The 25390-nt window shown below is 71.3% G+C and carries 20 protein-coding genes; 14 read left to right on the forward strand and 6 right to left on the reverse strand.

Features of this window, described 5'->3' with window-relative positions; genetic code table 11:
- The first annotated feature begins 181 nt into the window (after window positions 1-181).
- A complete protein-coding gene (locus OHB04_RS30295; RefSeq protein ID WP_326690809.1) occupies window positions 182-982 on the forward strand; it encodes a putative protein N(5)-glutamine methyltransferase in 801 nt (266 codons plus the stop codon).
- Window positions 983-1105: 123 nt separating this feature from the next.
- On the opposite strand, the gene OHB04_RS30300 is transcribed toward OHB04_RS30295, so the two are convergent.
- On the reverse strand, window positions 1106-2041 hold the full coding sequence (locus OHB04_RS30300) for a Gfo/Idh/MocA family protein (protein ID WP_326690810.1): 936 nt from the start codon (window positions 2039-2041) through the stop codon (window positions 1106-1108).
- Window positions 2042-2291: 250 nt separating this feature from the next.
- Here OHB04_RS30300 and OHB04_RS30305 point away from each other — a divergent pair, with 250 nt between their 5' ends.
- Window positions 2292-2858, forward strand: coding sequence for a hypothetical protein (locus tag OHB04_RS30305; protein WP_326690811.1), 567 nt, complete (start codon window positions 2292-2294; stop codon window positions 2856-2858).
- Between the two features lie 147 nt (window positions 2859-3005).
- Here the strand turns inward: OHB04_RS30305 and OHB04_RS30310 are convergent, their stop codons facing one another.
- Entirely contained in the window at window positions 3006-5315 is a 2310-nt protein-coding gene (locus tag OHB04_RS30310) for an MMPL family transporter (protein ID WP_326690812.1), read from the reverse strand.
- A gap of 319 nt (window positions 5316-5634) precedes the next feature.
- On the opposite strand from OHB04_RS30310, the gene OHB04_RS30315 reads away from it, so the two are divergent.
- A complete protein-coding gene (locus tag OHB04_RS30315; protein WP_326808706.1) occupies window positions 5635-6981 on the forward strand; it encodes a sensor histidine kinase in 1347 nt (448 codons plus the stop codon).
- Between the two features lie 33 nt (window positions 6982-7014).
- On the opposite strand, the gene OHB04_RS30320 is transcribed toward OHB04_RS30315, so the two are convergent.
- On the reverse strand, window positions 7015-7917 hold the full coding sequence (locus OHB04_RS30320; RefSeq protein WP_326690814.1) for a LysR family transcriptional regulator: 903 nt from the start codon (window positions 7915-7917) through the stop codon (window positions 7015-7017).
- A gap of 92 nt (window positions 7918-8009) precedes the next feature.
- Between OHB04_RS30320 and OHB04_RS30325 the strand changes: the two genes are divergently transcribed.
- Window positions 8010-9407, forward strand: a complete 1398-nt coding sequence (locus OHB04_RS30325) for an MFS transporter (protein WP_326808707.1) — start codon at window positions 8010-8012, stop codon at window positions 9405-9407.
- Between the two features lie 141 nt (window positions 9408-9548).
- Here the strand turns inward: OHB04_RS30325 and OHB04_RS30330 are convergent, their stop codons facing one another.
- On the reverse strand, window positions 9549-11231 hold the full coding sequence (locus tag OHB04_RS30330) for a regulator (RefSeq protein WP_326808708.1): 1683 nt from the start codon (window positions 11229-11231) through the stop codon (window positions 9549-9551).
- A 229-nt stretch (window positions 11232-11460) separates the two neighbouring features.
- On the opposite strand from OHB04_RS30330, the gene lipB reads away from it, so the two are divergent.
- The 4 genes from lipB (at window position 11461) to OHB04_RS30350 (ending at window position 14664) form a co-directional block, all read left to right on the forward strand.
- Window positions 11461-12354 carry a lipoyl(octanoyl) transferase LipB gene (lipB, locus tag OHB04_RS30335; protein WP_326690817.1) on the forward strand — a complete coding sequence of 298 codons (894 nt, stop codon included), beginning with the start codon at window positions 11461-11463 and terminating at the stop codon, window positions 12352-12354.
- A 96-nt stretch (window positions 12355-12450) separates the two neighbouring features.
- A complete protein-coding gene (gene lipA / locus OHB04_RS30340) occupies window positions 12451-13413 on the forward strand; it encodes a lipoyl synthase (protein ID WP_326808709.1) in 963 nt (320 codons plus the stop codon).
- 216 nt (window positions 13414-13629) lie between these two features.
- Window positions 13630-13872, forward strand: coding sequence for a hypothetical protein (locus OHB04_RS30345; RefSeq protein ID WP_405803273.1), 243 nt, complete (start codon window positions 13630-13632; stop codon window positions 13870-13872).
- A 99-nt stretch (window positions 13873-13971) separates the two neighbouring features.
- Complete coding sequence (locus OHB04_RS30350; protein ID WP_326690819.1) at window positions 13972-14664, forward strand: DUF4191 domain-containing protein; 693 nt, start codon at window positions 13972-13974, stop codon at window positions 14662-14664.
- Between the two features lie 140 nt (window positions 14665-14804).
- Here OHB04_RS30350 and OHB04_RS30355 read toward each other — a convergent pair whose 3' ends face one another.
- A complete protein-coding gene (locus OHB04_RS30355) occupies window positions 14805-15272 on the reverse strand; it encodes an RDD family protein (RefSeq protein ID WP_326690820.1) in 468 nt (155 codons plus the stop codon).
- Between the two features lie 379 nt (window positions 15273-15651).
- Between OHB04_RS30355 and glnA the strand changes: the two genes are divergently transcribed.
- Entirely contained in the window at window positions 15652-17067 is a 1416-nt protein-coding gene (gene glnA, locus OHB04_RS30360) for a type I glutamate--ammonia ligase (RefSeq protein ID WP_326690821.1), read from the forward strand.
- 499 nt (window positions 17068-17566) lie between these two features.
- The gene (locus OHB04_RS30365) at window positions 17567-18286 is read left to right on the forward strand and encodes a class I SAM-dependent methyltransferase (RefSeq protein ID WP_326690822.1); all 720 of its coding nucleotides are present in this window, start codon (window positions 17567-17569) and stop codon (window positions 18284-18286) included.
- A 187-nt stretch (window positions 18287-18473) separates the two neighbouring features.
- Here the strand turns inward: OHB04_RS30365 and katG are convergent, their stop codons facing one another.
- The gene (katG, locus tag OHB04_RS30370) at window positions 18474-20705 is read right to left on the reverse strand and encodes a catalase/peroxidase HPI (RefSeq protein ID WP_326690823.1); all 2232 of its coding nucleotides are present in this window, start codon (window positions 20703-20705) and stop codon (window positions 18474-18476) included.
- Between the two features lie 205 nt (window positions 20706-20910).
- Here katG and OHB04_RS30375 point away from each other — a divergent pair, with 205 nt between their 5' ends.
- The 4 genes from OHB04_RS30375 to OHB04_RS30390 all read left to right on the forward strand — a co-directional run bounded on the left by OHB04_RS30375 (window position 20911) and on the right by OHB04_RS30390 (window position 25207).
- On the forward strand, window positions 20911-21327 hold the full coding sequence (locus OHB04_RS30375; protein WP_326690824.1) for a Fur family transcriptional regulator: 417 nt from the start codon (window positions 20911-20913) through the stop codon (window positions 21325-21327).
- A gap of 1470 nt (window positions 21328-22797) precedes the next feature.
- Complete coding sequence (locus OHB04_RS30380) at window positions 22798-23190, forward strand: GntR family transcriptional regulator (protein WP_326808710.1); 393 nt, start codon at window positions 22798-22800, stop codon at window positions 23188-23190.
- Complete coding sequence (locus tag OHB04_RS30385; RefSeq protein WP_326692990.1) at window positions 23190-24140, forward strand: ABC transporter ATP-binding protein; 951 nt, start codon at window positions 23190-23192, stop codon at window positions 24138-24140. The genes OHB04_RS30380 and OHB04_RS30385 overlap by 1 nt, the downstream gene beginning before the upstream one ends.
- The gene (locus OHB04_RS30390) at window positions 24137-25207 is read left to right on the forward strand and encodes an ABC transporter permease (RefSeq protein ID WP_326808711.1); all 1071 of its coding nucleotides are present in this window, start codon (window positions 24137-24139) and stop codon (window positions 25205-25207) included. Before OHB04_RS30385 ends, OHB04_RS30390 begins: the two co-directional genes overlap by 4 nt.
- The last annotated feature ends 183 nt before the right edge of the window (window positions 25208-25390 follow it).

The following is a 25390-nucleotide window of genomic DNA, read 5'->3' on the forward strand; positions in this document are numbered from 1 at the left end:
GTCCGGCAACGGATGTTCGATACGCAGCACGACGCGAACGAGGAGAGGGAGGTGGGACCGATTACCGCCGTAGCAGGCGGGGCGCTCTCGCCCTGTGCCCGAAGGTCACCCTTCTCCGTGTGAGCGGGGGCCGTCGGCAAGCCCGGGAGTGTCCCAGGACCCCGGAAGGCTCCAAGGCTTCATGTCGCTCCATCCCGCACGAGTGTCGAAAACCGAACTGATCACCCAACTGCGCGCCGCCGGCTGCGTCTTCGCCGAGGACGAGGCGCGGCTCCTGTTCGAGACGGCGCGCACCCCGGCCGAGCTGGCCGCGATGACCGAACGGCGCGTCGCCGGACACCCCCTCGAACACGTCCTGGGCTGGGCGGAGTTCGCCGGCCTGCGCGTCGAGGTGGGCGCCGGGGTGTTCGTACCCCGGCGCCGTACGGAGTTTCTGGTGGCCCGCGCCGCTGCCGCCGCGCCCGAGGGGAGGCCGGCCGTGGTGGTGGACCTGTGCTGCGGGAGCGGGGCCGTGGGCGCCGCGGTGCTCGCCGCGCTCGGGGGGCGCGGCGAGCTGTACGCCGCCGATCTGGACCCCGCCGCCGTCGGCTGCGCCCGGCGCAACCTCGCCCGCGTGGACGGGCGCGTGTACGAGGGTGACCTGTTCGCGGCGCTGCCCCGCGAACTGCGGGGGCGCGTCGACGTACTGGCGGCGAACGTGCCCTACGTCCCGACGGACGAGCTGGCGCTCCTGCCGTCCGAGGCCCGCGATTTCGAGCCGCGCGCCGCGCTGGACGGCGGACCCGACGGCCTCGCCCTCCTGCGGCGGGTCGCCGCCGAGGCCTCCGCCTGGCTCGCCCCCGGCGGATCACTCCTCACAGAAACGAGCGCCCACCAGTCCGAAGCGGCGGCCCGCCTCCTGGAGGCCGCGCTTTTGACCGTGGAAATATCCCATTCCTCCACTTTCCCCGCCACCACGCTCACGGCCACCCGGCTCGGCTGACACGCGCCAGGAAGGGACCGGACGGCGCGCCCCGCCGCCCCCGCCCGCGCCGGCGCCGGAGGCCTTGGCCTGTGCTGGGAGCCCGACAGGGCTGACGAGGCTGCTGGGGCCGCTGGGTGGGTGCTAGGTCTGTGCAGGGGCCGACGAGGGCGCGCCGCCGGGGCGGAAAAGGCTCAAGCCGGGGGGAAGTTGGGACTCCGCCTCGTGAAGGACCGTGGTGACCGTCTCCGCGAAGTGGACGTCGTACGGGTGCGGGGTCCCGGAACGGGCCGCGCTCAGGAGGGCGTCCACCGCGTGGGCGAAGGCCGTGGCGGGATCCTCCTCGCGGGATGGGAGGGCGGCCACGCCCGCCGGACCGCGGACCTCAGCGGTGACCCCCGCGGCGGACGGCGTCACAGAGTGGCTGAGCGTGCTAGTGCTGGACGCCCCGGACTCGTGCCGCAGCACGAGGTGCACCGTGTCACCCACACCCCCTCTTACCGCCGTGACTCCGGCCACGGCGCCGAGCAGCGGCAACAGCACGGACAGCGCGTGCGGCCCCACGTCCCACAGCGCTCCCTTCTCCCGCCGCCACGGCGACGCCGCGTACGGCGACTCCCCGCCGCCGAACACCGGTGAGAGCCAGTCCGCGCGCCCCACCTGCCAGCCGTCCTCCCCGGCCCGCTCCCGCAGCCACCGCGCGGTGACGTCGCTGAAGTGGAGAGTGAAGAAGACGACGGAGGCCACCCCCGCCCGCTCGACGGCGGCGGTCACCTCCCGCGCGGCCTCGGGCGTCGTGGCGACGGGCTTGTCCAGCAGCAGATGACAACCCGCCTCCGCGGCCCGTACGGCCAGCGGCGCCTGTACATCGGGCGGCAGCGCGACGGCGACCGCGTCGCAGGCGGCGAAGAGCGCGTCCGCGTCCGCATAGGGCGGGGTTCCCAGGCGTGCGGCCTGGGCCTCGGCGGCATCGGGACGGCGCCCCCACACGCCCACCAGTTCTACGTCCTCGTGCGCCGCGAGGGCGGGCCCGTGCGTGCGGTCGGCCCAGGGGCCGGTGCCCAGCAGTCCGAATCTCATGACGGCAGCGTAGGAGATACGGCAGCGTAGGAGACCGCCCGAGTGAGCCGCCCCACGATCCGTCTGCCCGGCCCGTCCACGCGAGGGCGGCGCGGAGGGGTGCGTTAGGGGTGCGCGAGGGGTGCACACCACGCGGGGCACGAAGGGCACGCGGGGCACGAGGGGCCCACAGAGCACGCGGGGCACGAGGGGCCCCACAGACCACGAAGGGCACGAGAAGCCCACAGGGCACAAAAGGGAGAGGTACAGCATGGCCGACGCGCCACCACCGGTCCGAACGGCGCTTCCGCGCGCCGAACTGCTCGTCGACCGCGAGGTGACGGACGAAGCCGCACACGCCCTGAGCGCGCACTTCAGCGACGCGGGCTACGCCGTGACCACCCGCCGGGTCCTCGAAGACCGAGGGCTCGAAGAGCTGACGTGGATCGTGCTGGCGGCGCTCCCCCTCCAGGCGTTCTTGAGCGGACTGGGCAACGAGGCCGTCACGGACGCCTACCGAGGGCTGAAGGCCCTGGTCACCCGCATCCGGCCCGGCGCGAGCGCGGACGCGGACGCGGGCTCGGGCGCGGTCCCGAGCGCGCGGGACGGTGTCGGTGTCGGCGTCGGCACCGACGCCGGTGAGGCCGTCCCCCTCGTGCTCCAGGACCCCGGCACCCGCCTGCGGATCGTCCTGGAGGCGGACCTCCCCGAGGAGGCATACGCGCAGCTCACGCGCCTGGACCTCACCGCCTTCCGGATCGGCCCCCTGCACTACGACAGGGCCCTGGGCCGCTGGCGCTCACCGCTGGACGAGGCGGCCGGGCCCGGGCGGGGGTAGGGGCAGGGCCACGGCCACCGGCTCGACGGGGGTGGTGAACAACACGGCCAGCGCGCGTGGGCGCACACGCCGCGAGTGGCCGAGCGGGCCGAACCCCCGCCCCGCAGGCGGAAGTCCAGCCCGGCCCTCCTCGGGACGCGCCCCCTCTCAGCGCACCTGTATCGGCTCCGCCTCGTACCCCTGGGACGGCGACGGGACATCGGCCCCGGGGCCCACCGGACCGGATATGCCGGCCCCCGCGTCCGCCTCGTCGTGCGCTCCGCCGTGCTCCAGACGGGGCAGCCACCCCAGCCACTTGGGCAGGTACCAGTTCTGTTCGCCCAGCAGCATCATCACGGCGGGCAGCAGCACCATCCGCACCACGGTGGCATCCAGCAGGACGGCGACCGCGAGGCCGACCCCGAGCTGCTTCATGTCCTGCATCGACAGGGTCGCGAACACCGAGAAGACGGCGACCATGATCAGGGCCGCGCCCGTCACAGCGGGTGCTGTCGCCTGGATGCCCTCGCGTATGGCCTCGCGGGTGCCGGCACCCCGGTCGTGTGCCTCGCGGATCCGGGAGACGACGAAGACGTGGTAATCCATCGACAGCCCGAACAGGACGACCAGGACGAACAGCGGCATCCACGACTCGATCGCGCCGACCGCGTCCGTCCCCACCAGCGAGGCACCCCAGCCGTGCTGGAAGACCGCCGTCATCACTCCGTACGCGGCGCCCACCGACAGCAGGTTGAGCACGATCGAGGCCAGCGCGATCGGCACCGAGCGGAAGCAGATCAGCATCAGCATGAAGGTGACGACGGTGATGAAGACGAAGACCGGCAGGATGCCGTCCCTGAGCTGGTCGTTGAAGTCTTTCGAATTGGCCAGCTCGCCCGCCACATACACCTGCCCCGACGCCGCGACCGGGCCCAGCGTGTCCGGCACGACCGTGCCGCGCAGCCGGTCGAGCGCGGCGAGCGAGGTGGCGTCGGTGCCGTTGCCCGCGAGCGGTACGTCGATCACCGCGACGTCGTCCTTGGCGTACACAGCCGTCTCGACGCCCTTGCCGAAGTGGCTGTCGTGCGTGACCTTCTCGCGGAAGCCGGCGAGGGCCTGGCGGGTCTTCGCGGAGCGGATGTCGTCCGACTTGAGCACGACCCGTGCCGGGTCGGGGCCGCCGGGGAAGCTCTTGTTGATCTTCTCGGCGCTGACCCGCAGCGGGGCTTCCTTCGGCATCTGCTTGTCCAGCGACAGTTGCTCCGTCTTCATCCCGAGCGCGGGCGCGGCCAGTACCAGCATCGCTACGGCGGCGGCGACGGCGAACAGGCCGGGCGCGGCCAGAACCGGCCGCAGCAGCGTGCCCGAGATCCGGCCGGAGGGCTTGCGCCGCCCCTGCTCACGGTCCCGCTTGCGGCCACCGAGGAAGGGCATCTTGCCCTTGTCGATCCGGTCCCCGAGCCACGACAGCATCGCGGGCAGGATCGTCACCGAGCCGAGCATCGCGATGAAGACCACCAGAATGGTGGCCACGGCGAAGCCCTCGAACAGCAGCAGCCCGGACAGGAACATCCCGGCCATCGCCACCATCACCGTCACCCCGGACACCAGCACGGCACGCCCGCTGGTGGCGGCGGCTATCCGCAGCGCCGTCTCCGGATCACGTCCCGCGGCGCGTTCGTCCCGCTCGCGGCGCAGGTAGAAGAGGCAGTAGTCGACGCCGACGGCCAGGCCCATCAGCAGCATCACGGAGTTGGTCGTCGGGTCGATATGGAGTTGGCTGCTGATGAGCGCCAGGATGCCGTTGGCCGCGAGGAAGGCGGTGACTGCGAGCGCCACCGGCAGCAGCGCTGCCACAAGCGCGCCGAAGGCGACCAGCAGGATGCCGAGCGCCAGTGGCACGGCCGTCCACTCGGCCTTGGCGAAGTCGTCGCCGAGGATCTTGTCCAGCCACTTCATGGCGCTGGCTTCGCCGTACTGGTGTATCTGGACGCCGTCGCCCTTGTGCGCGTCGCGCACCTTGTCGACCGCCTCCGTCACCTCGGTGATCGGCCCCTTGTCCTGCGACTCGGGATCACCGCGCATCTGGAAGCCGATCAGCGCTGCTCTGCCGTCCTTCGATGGCAGCGGCTCGCGGACGTTCTTGACGCGGCCGGTGTCCTCGACCGCCCTGGTCACCTTCCCGGCGACCGCTCTCCACCCGCCCTTGTCCTTGCTGGAGACCATCACCGACTCGGCGGGGGGCTCTTTGATCCCGGCGTCCTCCAGGATCACGGTGGCCCGCGCCGAATCCCGCACGGTCTGCTCGGAATCGGCGGGCTCGGTCAGCCCCGTCATGCCCCCCAGCGCCGCCGTGAGCACGACGAAGAGCAGCCAGCCGATGACCGCTGTCTTGCGGTGCCGGGTGCTCCAGCCCCCCAGCCGGGCCGCCATCCCCTCCCGGCTCCGCCTGTCCTGCGCTGCCCGCGTGCCCCTCATATGGACGCTCCCCATATCTCGTTGTCCGGGACTTATTTCGTTTCCCGCGATGCGCCTGGTTCGAATACGTTCCTCTTGCACCGAAACGCTGTTCTTGCCGTGGGAACAACGCTAGAAAGCCGGGGGCCGCGGTCCCAGCCGCTGAACCCCCTGATCGCCGGAAGACAGGGCGAGTCCTGAGGGTGGTGCTAGGTCCACCCAGGGTTCTCTAGCTCGGGCCAGTGCGGTGCCGGGGCCGGGCGCCGCAGACTGGCAACGTGCCTGGAGAGCAGACACATGAGTACGGGGGCAGGCCGGGGTGAATGAAATGAGCGGGACGATGACGAGAAGCGAAGGCACAGTGCGGGCGGCGCCCCCGGTGCCGGCTGCCGTGCGCTCGGCCTGGCAGACCGCCGGCCCGCGCGGGGGGCGGCCATGGTCCGCGGGGCTCGCCGCGTCGCGCGGCGTCGCGCTGGCGTTCCTGTCGTTGGGCGGCTCCCTGGCGCTGTTCATCACCACGGTGCTGTCCCTCGCCCTCCTCCTGCTGGGAGTGGGCTTCTTCACCACCCCGTGGGTGCTGCAAGCCGTGCGGATGCACGCCAACCGGCGGCGCCAGCTGGCGGGCGACTGGGCGGGAGTGAAGCTCCTGGCCCCCTACCGCCTGCTGCCCCAGAGCCGCATCGGAGTCACGGGCCACGTCGAGCGCTGCGTCCTCATGCTCAAGGACCCGGCCACCTGGCGGGACCTGGTCTGGCTGATCGTCGACGCCACCGTCGGGTTCGCCATAGCACTCCTCCCGCCCGCCCTGATCCTCTACGGCATAGAGGGCTGGGTGATGCTCTGCGGCCTCTGGCACGCCGTCGCCGGGGACTACTGGTACGGCTTCGTCCACGTGGAGAACTTCGGCGACGCCGTGCAGTGCGCCCTGCTGGGCACCTTCCTTCTGCTCACCGCGCTGAGCGTCAACCAGCACCTGGTGAAGGCGCACTTCCAGGTCGCCCGCGCCTTCCTGTCGCCCACGCGGGAGGCCCTGCTCGCCCAGCGCGTCGAGCGGCTCTACGAGACCCGGCACGACGCGGTCGACACCTCGGCCGCCGAGCTGCGCCGCATCGAACGCGACCTCCACGACGGCGCGCAGGCCCGCATGGTGGCCATGGGCATGAGCCTGGGCGCCATCGAAACCCTCATCGAACACGACCCGGCGAAGGCCAAGCAGCTGATCGGCCAGGCGAGAGAATCTTCGGCCGAGGCGCTGACGGAGCTGCGCGACCTGGTGCGCGGCATCCACCCGCCGGTGCTGGCCGAGCGCGGCCTCGGCGACGCGGCCGAGGCACTCACGCTGCGCATGCAGGTGCCCGTCGAGGTGGACATCGACCTGCCGGGCCGCTTCGACGAACCCGTGGAGACGGCTGCCTACTTCGCCATCAGCGAGGTCCTCACGAACGCGGTCAAGCACGCGGAGGCCGGCCGGATCTGGCTCGACGTCCACCACACCTACGACGCGGGCGGCATGCTCCGCATCGCCGTCACCGACGACGGCAAAGGCGGCGCCGATGTCACCAAGGGCTCCGGCATAGCGGGCGTCCAACGCCGCCTCGGCCAGTTCGACGGCATCCTCGCCGTCACCAGCCCCTCGGGCGGCCCCACCATGGTCACCATGGAAATCCCCAGCGTCCCGGTGCTGTAAGCCCGGCAGGCCCGGGGGAGAGCGGTGTGGGCCTCAAGCCGGGCAGGGGGCCCAGTGCTGACGGGCCAAAGCGGCAAGCTCGCGCACTGCCGGGGCGGGCTGCCGCCCCTCGTGGCGGACGAAGAAGACGTCCAGCACCGGCTCGCACTCCCACGCCAGAGCGGCCAGCTCGCCTCGCGCGATCTCCTCGTCGACCGAAGCGGCGGGCGCGAGCCCCACCCCGAGGCCCGCTGCGGCACACCGCCGCAGCGCTTCCACGCTGAAGAACTCCACCGTCGGCGGGCGCAGCCCCGCCCGGCTCAGTTCCCGGTCCATCACCAGCCGCTGGGCACAGCCGGGCTCCAGCAACAGCACGGTCTCCCGGGCGAGTTCCCCGGTTGCCACCCGGCGGCGGGCCGCGAGCGGGTGGCGCGGGTGTGCGACGAGCCGCAGCGGCTCGCGCCGCATCCGCTCCGCGTGCACCCCCGGCGCGCTGACCGCCTCCTCCTGGAGGAAGCCCGCGTCGATGGTGCCCTCGGCGAGGGCGTCCAGCAGGGGTCCGCGCGCCGCGGGCTGAAAGGCCAGCCGCAGCAGCGGAAAGCGTTCGCGCACGGCGCCGAGTACGGGCGGCAGATGGTGCGCGCACAGGCTCTCCGGTGCGGCGAGCCGCAGCGTGCCCCGTATTCGCGCGGGGTCCTCGCCCGCGCCGCGCACCGCTTCCGCTGCCTGTTCGGCCCGCCCCAGCAGGGTCCGAGCGTGTGTGCACAGCTCGCGGCCCGGACCGGTCAGCACCACCCGCCGCCCGAGCCGCTCGAACAGCGCGACCCCCAGCTCGTTCTCCAGGGCCTTCACATGCGCCGTCACGCTGGACTGCACATAACCCAGCTCCCGTGCCGCACGTGTGAAGTGCAGATGCCGGGCGACGACGAGGAACGTCTCCAGCTGCTTCAGTTCCATACGGCGAGCGTAGCCACGCATCGAAGAATCCGATCGGGAACATCGGAAATCTTCGTTGGACACGATCGGTTCTCCGGCCCTACAACTCGACCATGCGCACGACCCGTTCCGGACCCGCCGCCCCACGCCCCGCCGCCCCACACCCTGCCGCCCTACCCCCTGCGGCCCCACGCCCCGCCGACGCACACGCCGCAGCCACGCCCGCCACCCCCCGTACCGGCCTCGCGAGCCGGGACTTCCTGCTGCTCCTGGCCTCCACCGCCGCGGTCTTCGGCAACTCGTCCCCGCTGCTCTCCGTAGTCCCGCTGTGGGCCGAACACGGTGGCGGTGGACACGGCGGCGCCGGTGCGACGACCGCTCTCACCATGGCCACCACCGTCGCTGCGCAGCTCGCCATGGGCCGGGTGCTGCGCCGCTTCCCCGCGCGCCACGCGCTGACCGCCGGGGCGCTGACGATGGGCCTGCCCGCCTTCGCGTACGCCCTCTCGCCCGCGCTGCCCCTCACGCTCGCGCTTTCCGCCGTGCGCGGCCTCGGCTTCGGCATGGTCACCGTCGCGGGCAGCGCGCTCGTCGCCGAACTGGTGCCGCCCGCACAGCGGGGGAGGGCCGTCGGCTGGTACGGCGTCGCGGTCGGGCTGCCCGCCGTCGCGTTGCTGCCGCCGGCAGTGTGGTGCGCGGCGGAGTTCGGCTTTGGCCCCGTCTTCCTCGCCACGGCCGCGCTCGGCGTACTGGCGGCCCCGCTCAGCGCCCTCATCAGCCACGACGCCGGCCACGACGCCGACCACAATGCGGGCCCCAACGCCGGCCACACCGCTGTCGCCGAACCAGGAGAGGACGCGAGCGCCGCGCCCCGCGAGGACACCACCGGGGGTGCCCGCCCCGGCCTTCGCGCGCTCGCGACCCCGTGGCTGCTGCTGTTCGTCTCCGTGTGCGCGCTCGGCAGCCTCATGTCCTTCCTGCCGCTCGCCCTCACCGCACCGGGTACGGCCCCCACCGCGCTCCTCACGGTCTCCCTCGCGCTGATCGTGGGCCGCTGGGCGGCGGGGGAGTGGAGCGACCGGCGGGGCGCCGCCGGTCGGCTCGCGGCGCCCGCCGCGTTGGCCTGCGCGCTCGGCACGGCCGCCTTCGCGGCGGTAGGCACGCTCCCGGCGGGCCGGGCGCTCCCCGTGGGCATCGCCGCCGGGCTCGTCTTCGGCCTGGGTATGGGCGCCCTCCAGAACGACACCCTCGTGGCGATGTTCCACCGCGCGGGCCCCGCGCACCACGGCACCGTCAGTGCCGTCTGGAACATGGGCTACGACAGCGGCTTCGGCGCCGGAGCCCTGCTCACCGGCGTCCTGGCCCAGGCGCTCGCCCTCAGCCTTCCCACCACGTTCCTCGTCCTGGCCGCCACCGTCGCCACTGTCCTGCTGATGACGACGGTGTCGGCCAGGGGGGGAGCGAGGTCCCGGGAACGTGATCCGGACGACGGGAGGCCACCCAACGCCTGACGCGGGCCTGCCCCGTACAGGCCTGCCTGACGCGGGACTGCCTCACACAGGCCCCCACGAATCCCGCCTCCCACGACCCCCAGGAATCCGTCCCCCCGAATCCGCCCTCCCACGAATCCCCACGAATCCCCCGACTCCGTCTCACACGAGCGCCGACACCTTCTCCCGGTACTGCCGCACCGGCGCCGCGTCGCGGTAGGGCTCCAGCCGTCGCTCGAAGTCCCGTACATACTCGTGCGCCCGCACCGAGCGCATCTCCGCCGCCTGGTGCGCCGCCTCGACGCCCAGCGCGCAGGCCTGCTCGATCTCTCCCAGCCCCAGCCGGGCCGAGGCGAGCACCACCCGGCAAAAGAGCCTGCTGCGCGCGAACCCCGCGCCCCGCAGCTGGAGCGACCGCTCGGCGTGCTGCGCCGCCGCGCGGTACTGCTGGAGGTCGCGGTGGCAGTGGCCGAACTCGTCGGCGAGCTGCGCCTCGTCGAAGAAGCGTGCCCACTGCGGGACGTCCTCCCCGGGCCGTGCGCTCTCCAGCGCCCGCTCGGCCCGTGCGAGCGAGGCGGTGCAGGCCCGTACCTCGCCGAGCACCCCGTGGCCCCGCGCCTCGGCGGCGTGCAGCAGCGCCTGGACGACGGGCGCCGCCGAGGCGCCCACGCCCTGCTGCGCGACCCGCGCGAGCTGTACCGCCTCGCGGCCGTGCCCCAGGTAGACGGCCTGCCTGCTCATCGTCACGAGGACGTAGCTGCCGAAAGCGCGGTCGCCGGCCGCCTGGGTCAGCCGTAGGGCCTGGACGAAGTAGCGCTGGGCGAGCCCGTGCGCGGCGATGTCGTACGACGTCCAGCCCGCCAGCCGTGTCAGGTCGGCGGCGGCGCCGAAGAGCCGGCGCCCGAGCTGCTCGCCGTAGACGCCGCGCAGCATCGGTTCGGCCTCGTGCTCCAGATACCGCACCAGGGCCTGCCTGGCGTGGCCGCCGCCGTAGGCGTGGTCGAGCGCGCGGAACAGCTCGCAGACCGAGCGCAGCGCCGCCACGTCACCGCCGGAGACCCGCTGGCCCGGGCCACGCTCGACCCGGTCGAGCCGCGCGGCCGACAGCGCGGGCCGGGCCACCATGCCGGGGCCCGCCACCCGCGTCTGCGCGGGCACCCGCACCCCGCCGCTGTGCACCAGCGCGGGGCCTTGCCCGTGCGGCTGGCCCGGCCCGTGGCCGTGGCCTGCGGCGTGTCCGTGTCCATGTCCGTGGCCGGGACCTGTGCCGGCGCCCGCGCCCACCGGCGTCTGCCCGGGCCCCGGCGGGTGACCGAGCCCCGGTGGATGACCCGAGGGGCCGTCGGGTTCCGGACCGCGCGCCACCCGCTCATCGGCTCTGCCGATCAGCCAGTCGCGGCTGGGAACCACGAGCCCCGCCGGGGTGAAGGCGATCTTCCGCAGCTCGGCGTGGCTGCCCGAGTCCTTGCGCCACAGGCCGCTGACGATGTCCACCGCCTCGGCGGGGGTCGCGGCGAACTCAAGGCCCGCGTACACCGGGGCGCACGCGTCCAGGCCGAGGTCCTGGGCGGTCAGCCGCCGGCCGAGCCGGCGGGTGAAGACCTCGGCGATCAGCGCGGGGGTCGTGCCCCTCGGCTGCTGTCCGCGCAGCCAGCGGGTCACCGAGGTTTTGTCGTAGCGCAGGTCAAGACCGTGTTCCAGGCCGAGCTGATCCACCCGCCTGGCGAGTCCGGCGTTGGAGAAGCCCGCCTCGGCGATCAGCGCGGCGAGCTGGCGGTTGGGGATGCGCTGCTGGGATGACTGGGTCGCGTCGCTCACGGAACCCCCAGGTCGTTCCATCGTCATCAGGTTTACGGTCTCCTGCCCTCGCGGCTTACGGCAGACGCCGGGGCGCCCTGCTGGAACGGCGCGAATGTAACGGGCCCTCGCACACCGTTCGCCCCCTTCGTCGGGCATTCATCCGTACGTGTGAGGAGGCAGCCACCTGCGGGGGCGGTGCGCCCCGGCCGTACAGTGGCGGTGGGCGCGAGCGCGGATCCGCTCGGGTCCGAGAGGCGGTAGGAGGAGGAACGGCATGGGGCAACCCCTGGCGAGCAGCCAGCCTGAAAGTGAACTTCGGTTCGTCCACCTGGGGTTCGGCGCCGACGCCGTCGAATATCTGGAGGCGTGGGACGAGCAGCGCCGGGTGCACGCGGCGCGCTTCGCCGACGAGATCCCCGACACCTGTCTGCTGCTGGAGCACCCCCCGGTCTATACCGCCGGCCGGCGCACCACCGATGACGAGCGCCCGCTTGACGGCACTCCTGTCGTCGACGTGGACCGCGGCGGCAAGATCACCTGGCACGGCCCCGGTCAGCTCGTCGGCTACCCGATCCTGAAGCTGCCGCGTCCCGTGGACGTCGTGGCGCACGTCCGCCGCCTGGAAGAGGCCATGATCCGCGCGTGCGCCGACCTCGGCCTGGAGACGACCCGGGTGGAGGGCCGCAGCGGAGTGTGGGTGCTGGGCGACCCGGTGGACGAGCGCCCGGCGCTCCCCGGCCTCTCCCTGGACTTCGACCCGCGCCTCAACCAGGAGGACTACGACCCCCGCCTGATGGGTCCCGAGTACGCGCCCTCCAACGCGGGGCAGCGCGGCGAGGACCGCAAGCTCGCCCAGATCGGCATCCGTGTCGCCAAGGGCGTGACCATGCACGGCTTCTCGTTGAACTGCAACCCCGACAACACCGGTTTCGACCGGATTGTCCCCTGCGGTATCCGTGACGCGGGCGTCACCTCGCTCTCCAACGAGCTGGGCAGGAATGTTCCGGTCGCCGAGGTGCTTCCGGTAATGGAGAAACACCTGCGCCAGGTCCTGGAGTCCGCGAACCCCATGCCGCGCACGGAGTCGACGGACACCGCGTCACGCACGGGGTCCGTCGGCTCCGTGTCACCCACGGGGTCGGCCGACCCCGAGCCGCGTGCGGTCTGAGGGCGGCTCATCGCCCTTGAGCCCGTACGAGACCCCTTAAAGCGCAGGCGTAGGCTGATACCCGCCGCTGAATCGAAAGTACGTAGGGAGCCGGACGTGTCCGCTGTCGCACCCGACGGTCGCAAGATGCTCCGCCTGGAGGTCCGCAACAGCCAGACCCCCATCGAGCGCAAGCCCGAGTGGATCAAGACCCGGGCGAAAATGGGCCCCGAGTACAACGCCCTCCAGAGCCTGGTCAAGAGCGAGGGGCTGCACACGGTCTGCCAGGAGGCCGGCTGTCCGAACATCTTCGAGTGCTGGGAAGACCGCGAGGCGACCTTCCTGATCGGCGGCGAGCAGTGCACCAGGCGCTGCGACTTCTGCCAGATCGACACCGGCAAACCCGCCGAGCTGGACCGCGACGAGCCCCGCCGTGTCGCCGAGTCGGTCCGCACGATGGAGCTGCGCTACGCCACCATCACCGGCGTGGCCCGCGACGACCTGGACGACGGCGGCGCCTGGCTCTACGCCGAGACGGTCCGCCAGATCCACGCCTTGATGCCCGACACCGGCGTCGAGCTGCTCATCCCCGATTTCAACGCCGAGCCCGACCAGCTCGCCGAGGTCTTCTCCTCGCGCCCCGAGGTGCTGGCGCACAACGTCGAGACCGTGCCGCGCATCTTCAAGCGCATCCGCCCCGGCTTCCGCTACGAGCGCTCCCTCGACGTCCTCACCAAGGCCCGTGAGGCCGGTCTCGTCGTCAAGTCCAACCTCATCCTCGGCCTGGGGGAGACCCGCGAAGAGATCAGCGAGGCCCTCCAGAACCTGCACGACGCGGGCTGCGAGCTGATCACCATCACCCAGTACCTGCGCCCCACGCCCCGTCACCACCCGGTCGAGCGCTGGGTCAAGCCGCAGGAGTTCGTGGAGCTGAAGGAGGAGGCCGACGAGATCGGCTACGCGGGCGTGATGTCCGGCCCTCTGGTCCGCTCCTCGTACCGCGCGGGCCGCCTCTACCAGCAGGCGATCGACGCCCGCCAGGGCACGACCTCGGCGGAGGACGCGACCTCCGCGGCGTAGGACGCGCTCTCGGAGGCGGAGGACGCCCCCGCCGCGTATATCGACCTCGGCCGGGTGAGTGCCGGGTGAGAGGCGTCCCGGTGGGGCCGGCGGGACGGACACGCGGCGTGATTCTGGCGTGACGGAAGGGAGCCGTGCGGCGGGCCGGGAGTGACCTTCGCCGCACAGGCTTTCGTGGACTTTGACCCTCCGGTCATCCGCTGGTAACACCGAGGCGTGACGCTGAAACCACGCACCGCGACAGCACGCGCGACATCACAGACGGAGGGGATCACTGTGCGGACCACCCTGCGCGCCCTGGAGGGCTTGGAGCACTTCCTGCTCGCCGGCGGCCGGCACACAGCGCGCCGCAACGCGTGGACGGCGGTTCTGGAAGACCGCCGCAGGGCCCGCGCCCGCCACGAGGCGGAGCAGGTCTTCGACGCGGCGGCCCGGCCGAAGGCGAACCCCGCCATCTGAGGGGCCGCCCGGACGGGGCCGCCCGGACGGGGCGGGGCTGCTGGGAGCACGGCTGGGGCGAGGGGACCGCGGGGCATCCCGCACCGTAAACTTCCCCCCATGGCGAGGAAGGACAACAACACCGAGAACCCTGGGCGGCTCAAGCAGATCGCTCAGACGTACAAGATGACCCGGCGCGTGGACCGGAAGATCGGTTGGATCCTGGCCGGCGTGGGGCTCGTCACCTTCGGTGTACTCCTCGCGATCGGCTTCCTGATCGGCCACCCGGTCTACCTGGGCATTCTGGGCGTACTCCTGGCACTGCTCGCGTGCGCGATCGTCTTCGGCCGCCGCGCCGAGCGGGCGGCCTTCGGGCAGATGGAGGGCCAGGTGGGAGCGGCGGCGGCCGTGCTGGAGAACTTCAAGCGGGGCTGGCAAGTCACCCCGGCCGTGGCGATGAACCGCAGCCAGGACGTCGTCCACCGGGCGGTCGGCAAGGCGGGCATCGTGCTGGTCGGCGAGGGCAACCCCAACCGGCTGCGGGGCCTGCTGGCCTCGGAGAAGAAGAAGATGGCGCGCATCGTCGGCGACGTACCTGTCCACGTGCTGGTCGTCGGCGACGAGGAGGGCCAGGTCGAGCTGAAGAAGCTGCGCACCCGCATGATGAAGCTCCCCAGGGTGCTCCAGGGCGCGCAGGTGACCCAGGTCAACGACCGGCTGCGCGCACTCGGCGACCTGATGAGCAACATGCCCATCCCGAAGGGCCCGATGCCCAAGGGGATGAAGCTGCCGAAGGGGCCGAACGGCCGCTGAGGCCCACGGAGCGGCAGAACAGCGGCACGAGGAAGCACGAGCCAGCGGCACGAGGAAGCACGAGGAAGAGGGCGGGACCCGCGAGCGGCGGCCCCCGCCCTCTCTCTTTGTTCGTCTACGGGCTTTGTTCGTCCACGGGGTCAGATCCGCACCTGGACGGCGCCGGAGAGCTGGTCGTGCAGGCCGCGGTTGTCGCGGTCCCAGATGAGCGCGGGGATGGCGAGCCCCAGCAGGACGGTGCGGACCAGCGTGCGCCACACCGGCAGCTTGCCGAGCCCGTTCAGCGAGACGACGCGGAGGCCGAGCAGCCGCTTGCCGGGGGTGGAGCCGACCGTTCCGACGGTCAGCAGGCTCATCACCAAGAAGACGGCCAAGGCCCAGTTGTTGGTGGCCTCGATCCGGCGGTCGGCCAGCGCGAAGCCGATCAGGGCCGAGAGCGCCCAGTCGATGAAGATCGCGCCGAACCTGCGTCCGATCGACGCGACGGATCCGGGCCCCTCTTCGGGAAGTCCGAGCCGCTTTCCGCGGTAGCCGAAGTCGGCTCCCATGTCCTCCGCGGCAGCGCGGGGACCGGACAGCCACGATCCGATTGCTTCCCTGTTGTCCACCCGTCAACGGTATCGCGCCGTATTCCCCCACCGGTGGCCCCCCGGGTCCCTGGTACGGGGCGGTCCCGGTACGGGGCGGCCTGGGCGCAAGGCGGCCGGGGTACGAGGCAGCCTGGGTACGAGGCGGTCCCGGGCCGGGACGGGCACGAAGCGGGCGAGGGCGCGGCGCCGGTGCCGCCGTGGCGCGGGACTCGATCCGCCGCGGCGCGGCGCGCAAGCTGAGCTCTCGGCCGCCGCCAGCTGGTTAACATCGGCGAAACAATCGGGTCATGCTGGAGAAATGGCCCCTGCCTATGGTCGGTCACCAGGCGCGCCCCTCGCACTGTGCCCGCGCCCCGGAGCAAGCCCGTCCCGACGCGGCGGGAGTAGGAGGACTTGGATGTTCCAGAACGCCGACGAGGCCAAGAAATACATCGCGGACAACGACGTCAAGTTCATTGACGTCCGCTTCTGCGACCTGCCGGGCGTCATGCAGCACTTCGCGGTGCCGGCCGAGTCTTTCGACCCGACCGAGAGCCTGATGTTCGACGGCTCGTCGATCCGCGGCTTCCAGGCGATCCACGAGTCGGACATGGCCCTGGTCCCGGACCTGTCCACCGCGCGCGTCGACCCGTTCCGCTCCGAGAAGCACCTCAACATCAACTTCTTCATCCACGACCCGATCACCGGCGAGCAGTACAGCCGTGACCCGCGGAACGTGGCGAAGAAGGCCGAGGCCTACCTCGCCTCCTCCGGCATCGCCGACACCGCCTTCTTCGGCCCCGAGGCGGAGTTCTACGTCTTCGACAGCGCCCGCTTCGAGACGAGGGCGAACGGCGCCTTCTACGAGATCGACTCCGAGGCCGGCGCATGGAACACCGGCGCCCTCGAGGACGGCACCAACCGCGGCTACAAGGTCCGCTACAAGGGCGGCTACTTCCCCGCCCCGCCGGTCGACCACTTCGCCGACCTGCGTGCCGAGATCTCCCTGGAACTGGGCCGCGCGGGCCTGGAGGTCGAGCGCCAGCACCACGAGGTGGGCACGGCCGGACAGGCGGAGATCAACTACAAGTTCAACACGCTGCTGGCCGCGGCCGACGATCTGATGCTGTTCAAGTACATCGTCAAGAACACCGCCTGGCGCAACGGCAAGACCGCCACCTTCATGCCCAAGCCGATCTTCGGCGACAACGGCTCCGGCATGCACGTCCACCAGTCCCTGTGGGCGGGCGGCGATCCCCTCTTCTACGACGAGCAGGGCTACGCGGGCCTCTCGGACACCGCCCGCTACTACATCGGCGGCATCCTGAAGCACGCCCCCTCCCTGCTGGCCTTCACCAACCCGACGGTGAACTCCTACCACCGCCTGGTCCCCGGCTTCGAGGCCCCGGTCAACCTGGTCTACTCCCAGCGCAACCGCTCCGCGGCCATGCGCATCCCGATCACGGGCTCCAACCCGAAGGCCAAGCGCGTCGAGTTCCGCGCCCCGGACCCGTCCTCGAACCCCTACCTGGCGTTCTCGGCCCTCCTCCTGGCCGGCCTCGACGGCGTCAAGAACAAGATCGAGCCCGCCGAGCCCATCGACAAGGACCTCTACGAGCTGGCCCCCGAGGAGCACGCCGACGTCTCCCAGGTCCCCACCTCGCTCCCGGCGGTCCTTGAAGCGCTGGAGTCCGACAACGAGTACCTCCAGGCCGGCGGCGTCTTCACCTCCGACCTGATCGAGACCTGGATCGACTACAAGCGCACCAACGAAATCGCCCCGATGCAGCTGCGTCCCCACCCGCACGAGTTCGAGCTGTACTTCGACATTTAAGGGGCACCGCAGGTCGGAGCGGGTTTCCGCTTGACCTGTGCCGTATCGGCCGTGGGCCGCCACTTCTCGCCAGGGGAGGGGCGGCCCACGTGTGTGTGAGGCGGGTCTGGCGCTCGGGGGAGAGGCCGGGGCGGAGGCGTCGACGTGTTCGGGGGCGCGCACGGTCGGCTGCCGGGCGGTTCAGGGAGGTGGCGGACTTTCTCCGCCGGGCCGCCGGGCCGCCGGGCCGCCGTGTCGCTCGCGGTCGAGGGCGGTCTTCTTGCCGGGCACCTTCTCGTGGTCGGGGCTCAGGCGTCCACACCCTTGCCGGGCGTGGGAGAGCGCTGCGTTACAGCCGGGCGCTGATGATGAGTACCCGCTCCCCACCAGCTTCGACGTCGAGATTCATGCGGTCATGTGAAACCCGAGTGAACCGTTGGCCGCTTGCGCGCGTATCAACAGGCGCTAGCGGGTGGCACACCCGCAATCTTCCTCGGAATGACTAGCGGGAGGTACTTGAATGACCGTTACGGATGACGCTGCGCAGTTATCCCCGGCGCTCGATGACGTGCCGGGTTGGTTTTCCAGGACCGACCAACAGCTCTTCGAATGGTTTCTGACTCACCCTCACGCGAGCGGCGATCTCCTGGAAATGGGGGTTTACGTCGGGAAGAGTGCAATTCTTCTCGGTCAGCACTTGCGACCTGGTGAATCGCTTACGGTGTGCGACCTGTTCGACTCGCCGGCCCCTGATGCGGCGAACGGGGCGGAGGTGTCGGAGTACCACCCCCTGGCCACCCGGGAAGTCTTTGAGAAAAACTACCTCTCATTTCACGACGAGCTTCCCCGAGTTCTGGAAGCGCCCACGTCGGTCCTGGCGGAAGAAGTTGCCGCAGATTCATGCCGCTTCGTGCATATCGACGCCTCGCATTTGTACCACCACGTCACGGAAGACATTGGTACGGCTCGCAATGTCCTGCTCCCGCAGGGAGTGGTTGTGCTGGACGATTTCAGGGCTCCACACACGCCGGGAGTCGCATTGGCCACCTGGGAGGCGGTGGTGCGGCGTGACCTCAATCCGATCTGCGTGAGCGAAGGCAAGCTCTACGGCACCTGGGGAGATCCGCGACCAGCCCAAAAGGACATCTTGGAGTCCTTCCAGTCCGCCGAGAATTTCGATATCAGTGTCGAAATGCTGGCAAGGCACCAGGTTATTAAATTTCAATCGAGAACGGCTTAGAGGCGCGGGGTCGGGCGACGACCTGTGAGGGCGCTTGAACCCTGACGGTGGGTGGTCAGGAAGGCGGTGAGGGCCGCCCCCCTGTATCGGGGGTGGCGGCCCTCGGCCACGGAAGCCCGGAGGCGGTTGGGCCCGGGGCCGGGCAGGCCGGTCCGGGCCCAACCCCGGGCGTCGGGTCAGGTTGTGCTCAGGCGAGGTCGAAGCGGTCGAGGTTCATCACCTTGTGCCACGCCGCGACGAAGTCGTTCACGAACTTCTCCTTCGCGTCGTCGCTCGCGTAGACCTCCGCGAGCGCGCGCAGCTCGGAGTTCGAGCCGAAGAGGAGGTCGACGCGGCTGCCGGTCCACTTGACCTCGCCTGTGGCGGCGTCGCGGCCTTCGAACGCGTTCGCGTCCTCGGACGTGGCCCGCCACGTGGTGCCCAGGTCGAGCAGGTTGACGAAGAAGTCGTTGGTCAGCGAACCAGGTGCCGTGGTGAAGACGCCGAGCGGCGTCTGCTGGTGGTTGGCGCCCAGGACGCGCAGGCCACCCACGAGGACGGTCATCTCGGGGGCGCTCAGGGTCAGCAGGTTCGCCCGGTCGAGCAGCAGATGGTCGGCCGGAAGCCGGTTTCCCTTCCCGAGGTAGTTGCGGAACCCATCGGCGGTCGGCTCCAGCGCGGCGAACGACTCCGCGTCGGTCTGCTCCTGCGAGGCGTCCACCCGGCCCGGCGTGAACGGGACCTCGATGTCGAGCCCGGCGTCCTTGGCCGCCTTCTCGACCGCCGCACCTCCGGCGAGCACGATCAGGTCGGCGAGGGAGATCTGCTTGCCGTCCGTGCGGGCGGAGTTGAAGGACTCCTGGATCCCTTCCAGGGCGCGCAGCACCGTCGCCAGCTGCTCGGGGGCGTTGACCTCCCACTCGCGCTGCGGCTCCAGGCGGATGCGCGCGCCGTTGGCGCCACCGCGCTTGTCACTGCCGCGGAAGGTCGAGGCCGAGGCCCACGCGGTGGACACCAGCTCGGACACCGACGGGCCCGAGGCGAGGATCTGGCCCTTCAGGGTGGCGATGTCGTCCGCGTCGACGAGTTCGTACGTCCGCTCGGGCAGCGGGTCCTGCCACAGCAGCTCTTCGGAGGGGACCTCGGGGCCGAGGTAGCGCACGAGCGGGCCCATGTCGCGGTGGGTCAGCTTGAACCAGGCGCGCGCGAAAGCGTCCGCGAACTCGTCGTGGTTCTCCATGAAGCGCCGCGAGATCTGCTCGTAGGCCGGGTCGAGCCGGAGCGAGAGGTCGGTCGTCAGCATGGTCGGGGCGTGGCTCTTGGCCGCGTCGTGCGCATCGGGGACGCTGCCCGCCCCGGCGCCGTCCTTCGGCCGCCACTGATGGGCGCCGGCCGGGCTCTTGAACAGCTCCCACTCGTAGCCGAACAGGATCTTGAAGAAGCTGTTGTCCCACGTCGTCGGGGTGTCCGTCCAGATGCCCTCAAGGCCGCTGGTGATCGCGTCACCGCCCTTGCCGGTGCCGTGGCTGTTCCGCCAGCCGAGGCCCTGCTCCTCGATCGAGGCGGCCTCGGGGTCGGCGCCGACGGCGTCGGCCGGGCCCGCGCCGTGGGTCTTGCCGAAGGTGTGGCCGCCCGCGATCAGGGCGACCGTCTCCTCGTCGTTCATCGCCATCCGGCGGAACGTCTCACGGATGTCGCGCGCTGCGGCGATCGGGTCCGGGGTGCCGTTCGGGCCCTCCGGGTTGACGTATATGAGGCCCATCTGGACCGCACCGAGGGGGTTTTCCAGCTCCCGGTCCCCGGTGTAGCGCTGGTCGTCGAGCCAGATGGACTCGGGGCCCCAGTAGACGTCCTCCTCGGGCTCCCACACGTCCTCACGGCCGCCGGCGAATCCGAAGGTCTTGAGACCCATCGACTCCAGGGCGACGTTGCCGGTGAGGATCATGAGGTCGGCCCACGAGAGTGCCTGGCCGTACTTCTTCTTGACCGGCCACAGCAGACGGCGGGCCTTGTCGAGGTTCCCGTTGTCCGGCCAGCTGTTGAGCGGGGCGAAGCGCTGCTGGCCGGCTCCGGCGCCGCCGCGGCCGTCGCTGATGCGGTAGGTGCCGGCGCTGTGCCACGCCATCCGGATCATGAACGGGCCGTAGTTGCCGAAGTCGGCGGGCCACCAGTCCTGCGAGGACGTCAGCACCTCCGCGATGTCCCGCTTCACGGCCGGGAGGTCGAGGGCCTTGAATGCCTCGGCGTAGTCGAACTCCTCGCCGAGCGGGTTGGCCACAGCGGGGTTCTTGGCGAGGATCTTCAGGTTCAGCCGCTCGGGCCACCACTGGCGGTTGCCGCCACCCTGAGTCGGATGCGGAGCGCGCCCGTGTGCCACCGGGCAGCCGCCTGTGTCCTCCGTCTTTGCGTCTACGACGATCGCCTCGTGGTTCTCGGACATGGGAATCCTTCCGGACACGGCGGACCACGGATCAGGAACCATCAACGCGGTTTCTCCTGCGGCGCCCTGCCCGTGTCCTGCCCCTTGGCTGTAGCTGGAGCCGATCCTACGATGGACGAAGTCCAAGTCAATACGACTACCACCCCGTCATTTCGTTCTTAGACGATTGTCGGACGGTTGTCGGACGATGGTTAGGCTGGTGGCCATGAGTGACCTGCTGGAGCGGCTTCGCGGGCGTGGCTGGCGGCTGACCGCCCAGCGCCGGGTCGTCGCCGAGGTGCTCGACGGCGAGCACGTCCATCTCACCGCGGACGACGTGCTCGAACGCGCGGCTGCCCGGCTGCCGGAGATCTCCCGCGCGACCGTCTACAACACCCTTGGCGAGCTGGTCCTGCTCGGCGAGGTGATCGAGGTGGCCACCAACGGCCGTGCCAAGCGCTACGACCCGAACGCCCACCGGCCCCACCATCACCTGGTGTGCTCCCGCTGCGGCACCATCCGCGACGTACACCCGGACGGCGACCCCCTGGCCGGTCTGCCCGCCTCCGAGCGGTACGGGTTCGCCGTCTCCGATGTCGAGATGACCTATCGGGGCGTGTGCCCCGACTGCGCCCGCAGCTGAACGCGGCCTGCGCGCCTGGACGCGGCGGCGGGGTGGTGACGCCCTGGCGTGGTGTGGCGTACGTGGCCCGCCCGTCCTTCTCGGTGACGGTGGTTGAAACCGGCACAATCTCCTTGGAGATTGGCTCACCGTGATGTGTGTGTGGGAATCACCCGTTGAACCACCCGCTGCGATCTTACGTAGTCCTTTTCAGGGCGCTCGATGCCTTCAGAGCGCGCGGAGAGGAAACGAAATGCCACCCCCTTCACGCAGCAGTAGCAGCAGTTCCGGCGGCTTCTACCAGGAACCTCCTGGCACGCCTGACTACGTCACTAATCAGAGCGGACCGAGTCAGAACTACGGCCAGTACGATCAGTTTTCCGCGGCGGAGCGGAATCGCGCCATCCAGTACGGTGGGGCCGGGTATGACCCCCCCCGTTACCAGGACCACGCGGCCGGTGAACGCGTTTCCGACCAGCCCGACCCTAACCAGCCCACTAGGCGCCAGTCCTTCGCCCCCAACCCTGCCTACCGGGGGCCGGCCCCTAACCTCAGCAGCTCCGCCCCTGGTAGTAGCCACGGATACACGGGCCGGGCGCCGACCCGAGCGGAAGTTGCCGCTTGGAACCCTGCCCCCGGCGGGCAGCAGCAGCGCTCCAGCGCGACCACCAACCAGTCTCGCCAAGATCCGAACCGGAACAACGCCATGGGCCGTGGAGGCGCAAGCCGCTGAGGTCGCAGCGGCCGGGCCGGATCAGCCCGCCGCAAGCTCCACACCGCCACTGGTCCCACATGGGCCGTGATGTGCGCGGGCCGCCGAACTCCGGGTCGGCCGCCCCGGCCGACATGCCAGCGTCGGCCCGGAGTACGGCACCTGCGGTGAGGCCATGAACCGCGTCCTGGGGGGCCGCGGCGCCCGCCGTCCGGGACCTGATCCCCGCGCCCCCTGTCCCTTCGAACGTCCTTGCCCGCCCAGCCCGTCGAGGCCGATCCGGGTGGTAGGGGCCGGCCCCCGGCACTCTGGTCGTGTTCGACCCCGGGCGGCCCCGCCCCGACTGGTCCTGGACGGGCGCGACAGGACGAGTGCGGGGGCATGCTCGACCTGGTGCGGCCCGTCACAACAGCACCGGGGCGTGCCCCAATCACTCCGCTCGCCGGGAAGACGCGGTTACCCCATGACCGTCGTGCGGCGGCGGCGCGGCCCGCTTCCCCGGGTGGGACGGGCTCACCGCGCCAGCTCGCGAGTTCCACGCCGGGTGCCACCACGCTCCTCCTCGTCCGCCCCTGCGCGGGTACTGCCACTGGGCGCGAAGGGCTGAGGCCGGTCGCACCGGCGAACTCGGCGCCCCCGCGCGGCGTCGGCGCCCGACAGCCCGCCGCGCCGACAGCCCGCCGCGCCGACAGCCCGCCGCGCTGACAACTCCCCCGCTTGACAGCTCACTTCCCGTGGCTCACCCTTTCACTACTTAATTAGTGAAAGGGGGTAACCGGATGGTCGAATACCGCATCGACCGGCGCAGCGGCGTTGCCACGTACCTCCAGATCGTTCAGCAGACCAAACAAGCCTTGCGGCTCGGCATGCTGGAGCCCGGTGACAAGCTCCCCGCGGCTCGCGAGGTGGTGGAGGCTCTCGCCGTCAACCCGAACACCGTGCTCAAGGCCTACCGCGAGCTGGAGCGGGAGGGGCTGGTCGAGGCGCGGCGCGGGCTCGGCACCTTCGTCCGCAGGTCGCTCGGCACCGCGCCGGGCGACTCCCCGCTGCGGGCCGAACTCGACGAGTGGACGAAGCGTGCCCGGGCCGCCGGGCTGGAGCGGGACGACGTGGCCGCGCTCTTCACCGCCGCGCTGGGCGAGCACTTCGAGATCACCAGAGAGGACCGATGATGACCACGATCGCCATCGAGGCGACCGGACTCGGCAAGCGGTTCCAACGGCACGGGGACTGGGCGCTGCGCGAGTGCGCGTTCCGGCTGCCCGCCGGACGGATCTGCGCGCTCGTGGGACCCAACGGCGCGGGCAAGTCGACGCTGATCGCTCTCGCCGCCGGGCTGTTGACCCCCGACGAGGGCACCGTCACCGTGCTCGGCGGGCACCCGGCCGACGCCCGGCCGCACATCGGGTTCGTCGACCAGGACAAGCCGCTGTACCCGCGGCTCACCGTCGCCGAGACGCTCCGCATGGGCGCCGACCTCAACCCGGGCCGCTGGGACGCGGCCACCGCGGAGCGGATCGTGGCCGGCGGTGACCTGAACCCCAAGGCGCAGATCCGCTCGCTCTCCGGTGGCCAGCGGACCCGTGTGGTGCTCGCCGTCGCCCTGGCCAAGGTGCCCGAACTGCTGCTGCTGGACGAGCCGATGGCCGACCTCGACCCGCTCGCCCGGCACGAGTTGATGGGAGTGCTGATGGCCACGGCCGCCCGGCACGGCACCACGATCGTGATGTCCTCGCACGTGCTGGCCGAGTTGGACGACTGCTGCGACTACCTGCTGCTGGTCGACGACGGCCGCGTCCGCCTGGCGGGCGACAAGGACGAGCTGCTGGCCGCTCACCGCCTCGTCGTCCGCCCCGTGAGTGAGACCACCACCGGTGCCGACGGCGACCTGGGCCCGAACACCGTGGTGGAGTCCCGTACCACCGGCCGCCAGCTCACGGCCCTCATCCGGCCCGCGGGACCCCTGCCCGGTGACTGGCAGACCAGCGAGCCCTCCCTTGAGGAGCTGGTTCTCGCACACCTGCGCAGCCCGGGGACGCCCGCGCTGGCTCTGGACCCCACCAGCACCCCCTTGAGCACCTCCATACGCACCCCCGCCACGTCCCAGGAGACGGTCGCATGACTGCCCTTGCCTCCACCGCCCCCAGCCCTGACCCCGCTCCTGACTCCGCGCCCACCCGGGAGCCTGCCGCCGCGCCCCGCCAGACCCGGTGGCTGCTGCGCCTGCACCGGTCGGCGCTGTGCGTCTGGGCAGGGATCGTGGTCGTGGTCTCGACCGCGCTGCTGTGGCTGTGGGGCCCGCTCACCGACGCCGCCGCGGCGGGATGGCGGCAGTACGACGCGTGCGGAACGGCGGCACGGTGCACCTACGACCAGCCCGCGATCCTGCTCTACAAAGCGGTCTACCAGTACGCCACCGTCGCCGTCCTCGCCGTCCCCTTCCTCGTCGCCGCCTGGGCCGGCGCCACGCTCATCGGCCGGGAGCTGGAGACGGGCACCGCCCGACTGGCCTGGACGCAGTCGGTGTCCCCGGCCCGCTGGCTCGCCAACAAACTCGCCGTCCCGGCCGCCCTCATCGCCGTCGGCACCGGTCTGCCGGCCGGGCTGCACCACCTCGCCTGGTCCGCCGGGCGGGGGCGCATCGGCACCGCCAAGAGCTGGTACGACCCGACGACCTTCTACACGGGCGGCCCCACTATCGTCGCCCTCGCCCTGGTCGGCCTGGCCGCCGGCGCCCTGGCCGGGCTCGCCTGGCGCCGCGCCATACCGGCGCTCATCACCTCCGTCGTCGCCACGGCAGGCGTGTTCGGCATCCTTCGCCTGGCGCTGCCCTATCTGTGGCCCGGCGAGACCCGCGTCAGCGGCCTGGAGCCCGGCGTTCCGGCAGGCGTGGGAGTGACGGTCGACGAGGGCGTCCTCACCTCCACCGGTGACCGGCTGCCCGACCCCTGCGGCATCGACCAGCTCTCGTGCGACGCCACGTACGACAAGTTCGACGTCGTCAGCTACTACCGCGACTACCACCCCTTCTCCCACTACTGGGTACTTCAGCTCACCTCGACCGCCCTGGCCCTCGCCATCGGTGGCGTGCTGGTCCTCGTCGCGTTCCGCGTCCTGAAGCGCCGTACCGGCGCGGCCCCCACCCGAGGGGGCGGCGGGACCCCGGCCCCCGGGAAAACCCCCGCGTGACCGCGATGTGACCCGGATGGTTCCGGGATGAGGGGGATGAGGGGGATGAGGGGGAACAGGTCGGCTCCCGGATGGCTCCCCCGACGTCGGCCGACGCCCTGCCGCCGCGCCGCCACCGCTCTCGGCAGGCAGGGCAGCGCACCTTGGGCTTCCGGAGTCCTGGCACCGGCGGTTAGCCGCGCT

It is taken from the genome of Streptomyces sp. NBC_01775 (assembly GCF_035917675.1).
Taxonomy (GTDB): Bacteria; Actinomycetota; Actinomycetes; order Streptomycetales; family Streptomycetaceae; genus Streptomyces.

Bases quoted from the DNA above. Each gene is read 5' to 3' on its own strand.
- OHB04_RS30350 (WP_326690819.1), top strand. From the start codon at position 13,972: ATGGCGAGGAAGGACAACAACACCGAGAACCCTGGGCGGCTCAAGCAG.
- lipB (WP_326690817.1), top strand. From the start codon at position 11,461: ATGGGGCAACCCCTGGCGAGCAGCCAGCCTGAAAGTGAACTTCGGTTC.
- katG (WP_326690823.1), bottom strand. From the start codon at position 20,705: ATGTCCGAGAACCACGAGGCGATCGTCGTAGACGCAAAGACGGAGGAC.
- OHB04_RS30315 (WP_326808706.1), top strand. From the start codon at position 5,635: ATGACGAGAAGCGAAGGCACAGTGCGGGCGGCGCCCCCGGTGCCGGCT.
- OHB04_RS30300 (WP_326690810.1), bottom strand. From the start codon at position 2,041: ATGAGATTCGGACTGCTGGGCACCGGCCCCTGGGCCGACCGCACGCAC.
- OHB04_RS30320 (WP_326690814.1), bottom strand. From the start codon at position 7,917: ATGGAACTGAAGCAGCTGGAGACGTTCCTCGTCGTCGCCCGGCATCTG.
- OHB04_RS30380 (WP_326808710.1), top strand. From the start codon at position 22,798: ATGGTCGAATACCGCATCGACCGGCGCAGCGGCGTTGCCACGTACCTC.
- OHB04_RS30325 (WP_326808707.1), top strand. From the start codon at position 8,010: ATGCGCACGACCCGTTCCGGACCCGCCGCCCCACGCCCCGCCGCCCCA.
- OHB04_RS30330 (WP_326808708.1), bottom strand. From the start codon at position 11,231: ATGACGATGGAACGACCTGGGGGTTCCGTGAGCGACGCGACCCAGTCA.
- OHB04_RS30385 (WP_326692990.1), top strand. From the start codon at position 23,190: ATGACCACGATCGCCATCGAGGCGACCGGACTCGGCAAGCGGTTCCAA.
- OHB04_RS30365 (WP_326690822.1), top strand. From the start codon at position 17,567: ATGACCGTTACGGATGACGCTGCGCAGTTATCCCCGGCGCTCGATGAC.
- OHB04_RS30310 (WP_326690812.1), bottom strand. From the start codon at position 5,315: ATGAGGGGCACGCGGGCAGCGCAGGACAGGCGGAGCCGGGAGGGGATG.
- OHB04_RS30375 (WP_326690824.1), top strand. From the start codon at position 20,911: ATGAGTGACCTGCTGGAGCGGCTTCGCGGGCGTGGCTGGCGGCTGACC.
- OHB04_RS30295 (WP_326690809.1), top strand. From the start codon at position 182: ATGTCGCTCCATCCCGCACGAGTGTCGAAAACCGAACTGATCACCCAA.
- glnA (WP_326690821.1), top strand. From the start codon at position 15,652: ATGTTCCAGAACGCCGACGAGGCCAAGAAATACATCGCGGACAACGAC.
- OHB04_RS30305 (WP_326690811.1), top strand. From the start codon at position 2,292: ATGGCCGACGCGCCACCACCGGTCCGAACGGCGCTTCCGCGCGCCGAA.
- OHB04_RS30390 (WP_326808711.1), top strand. From the start codon at position 24,137: ATGACTGCCCTTGCCTCCACCGCCCCCAGCCCTGACCCCGCTCCTGAC.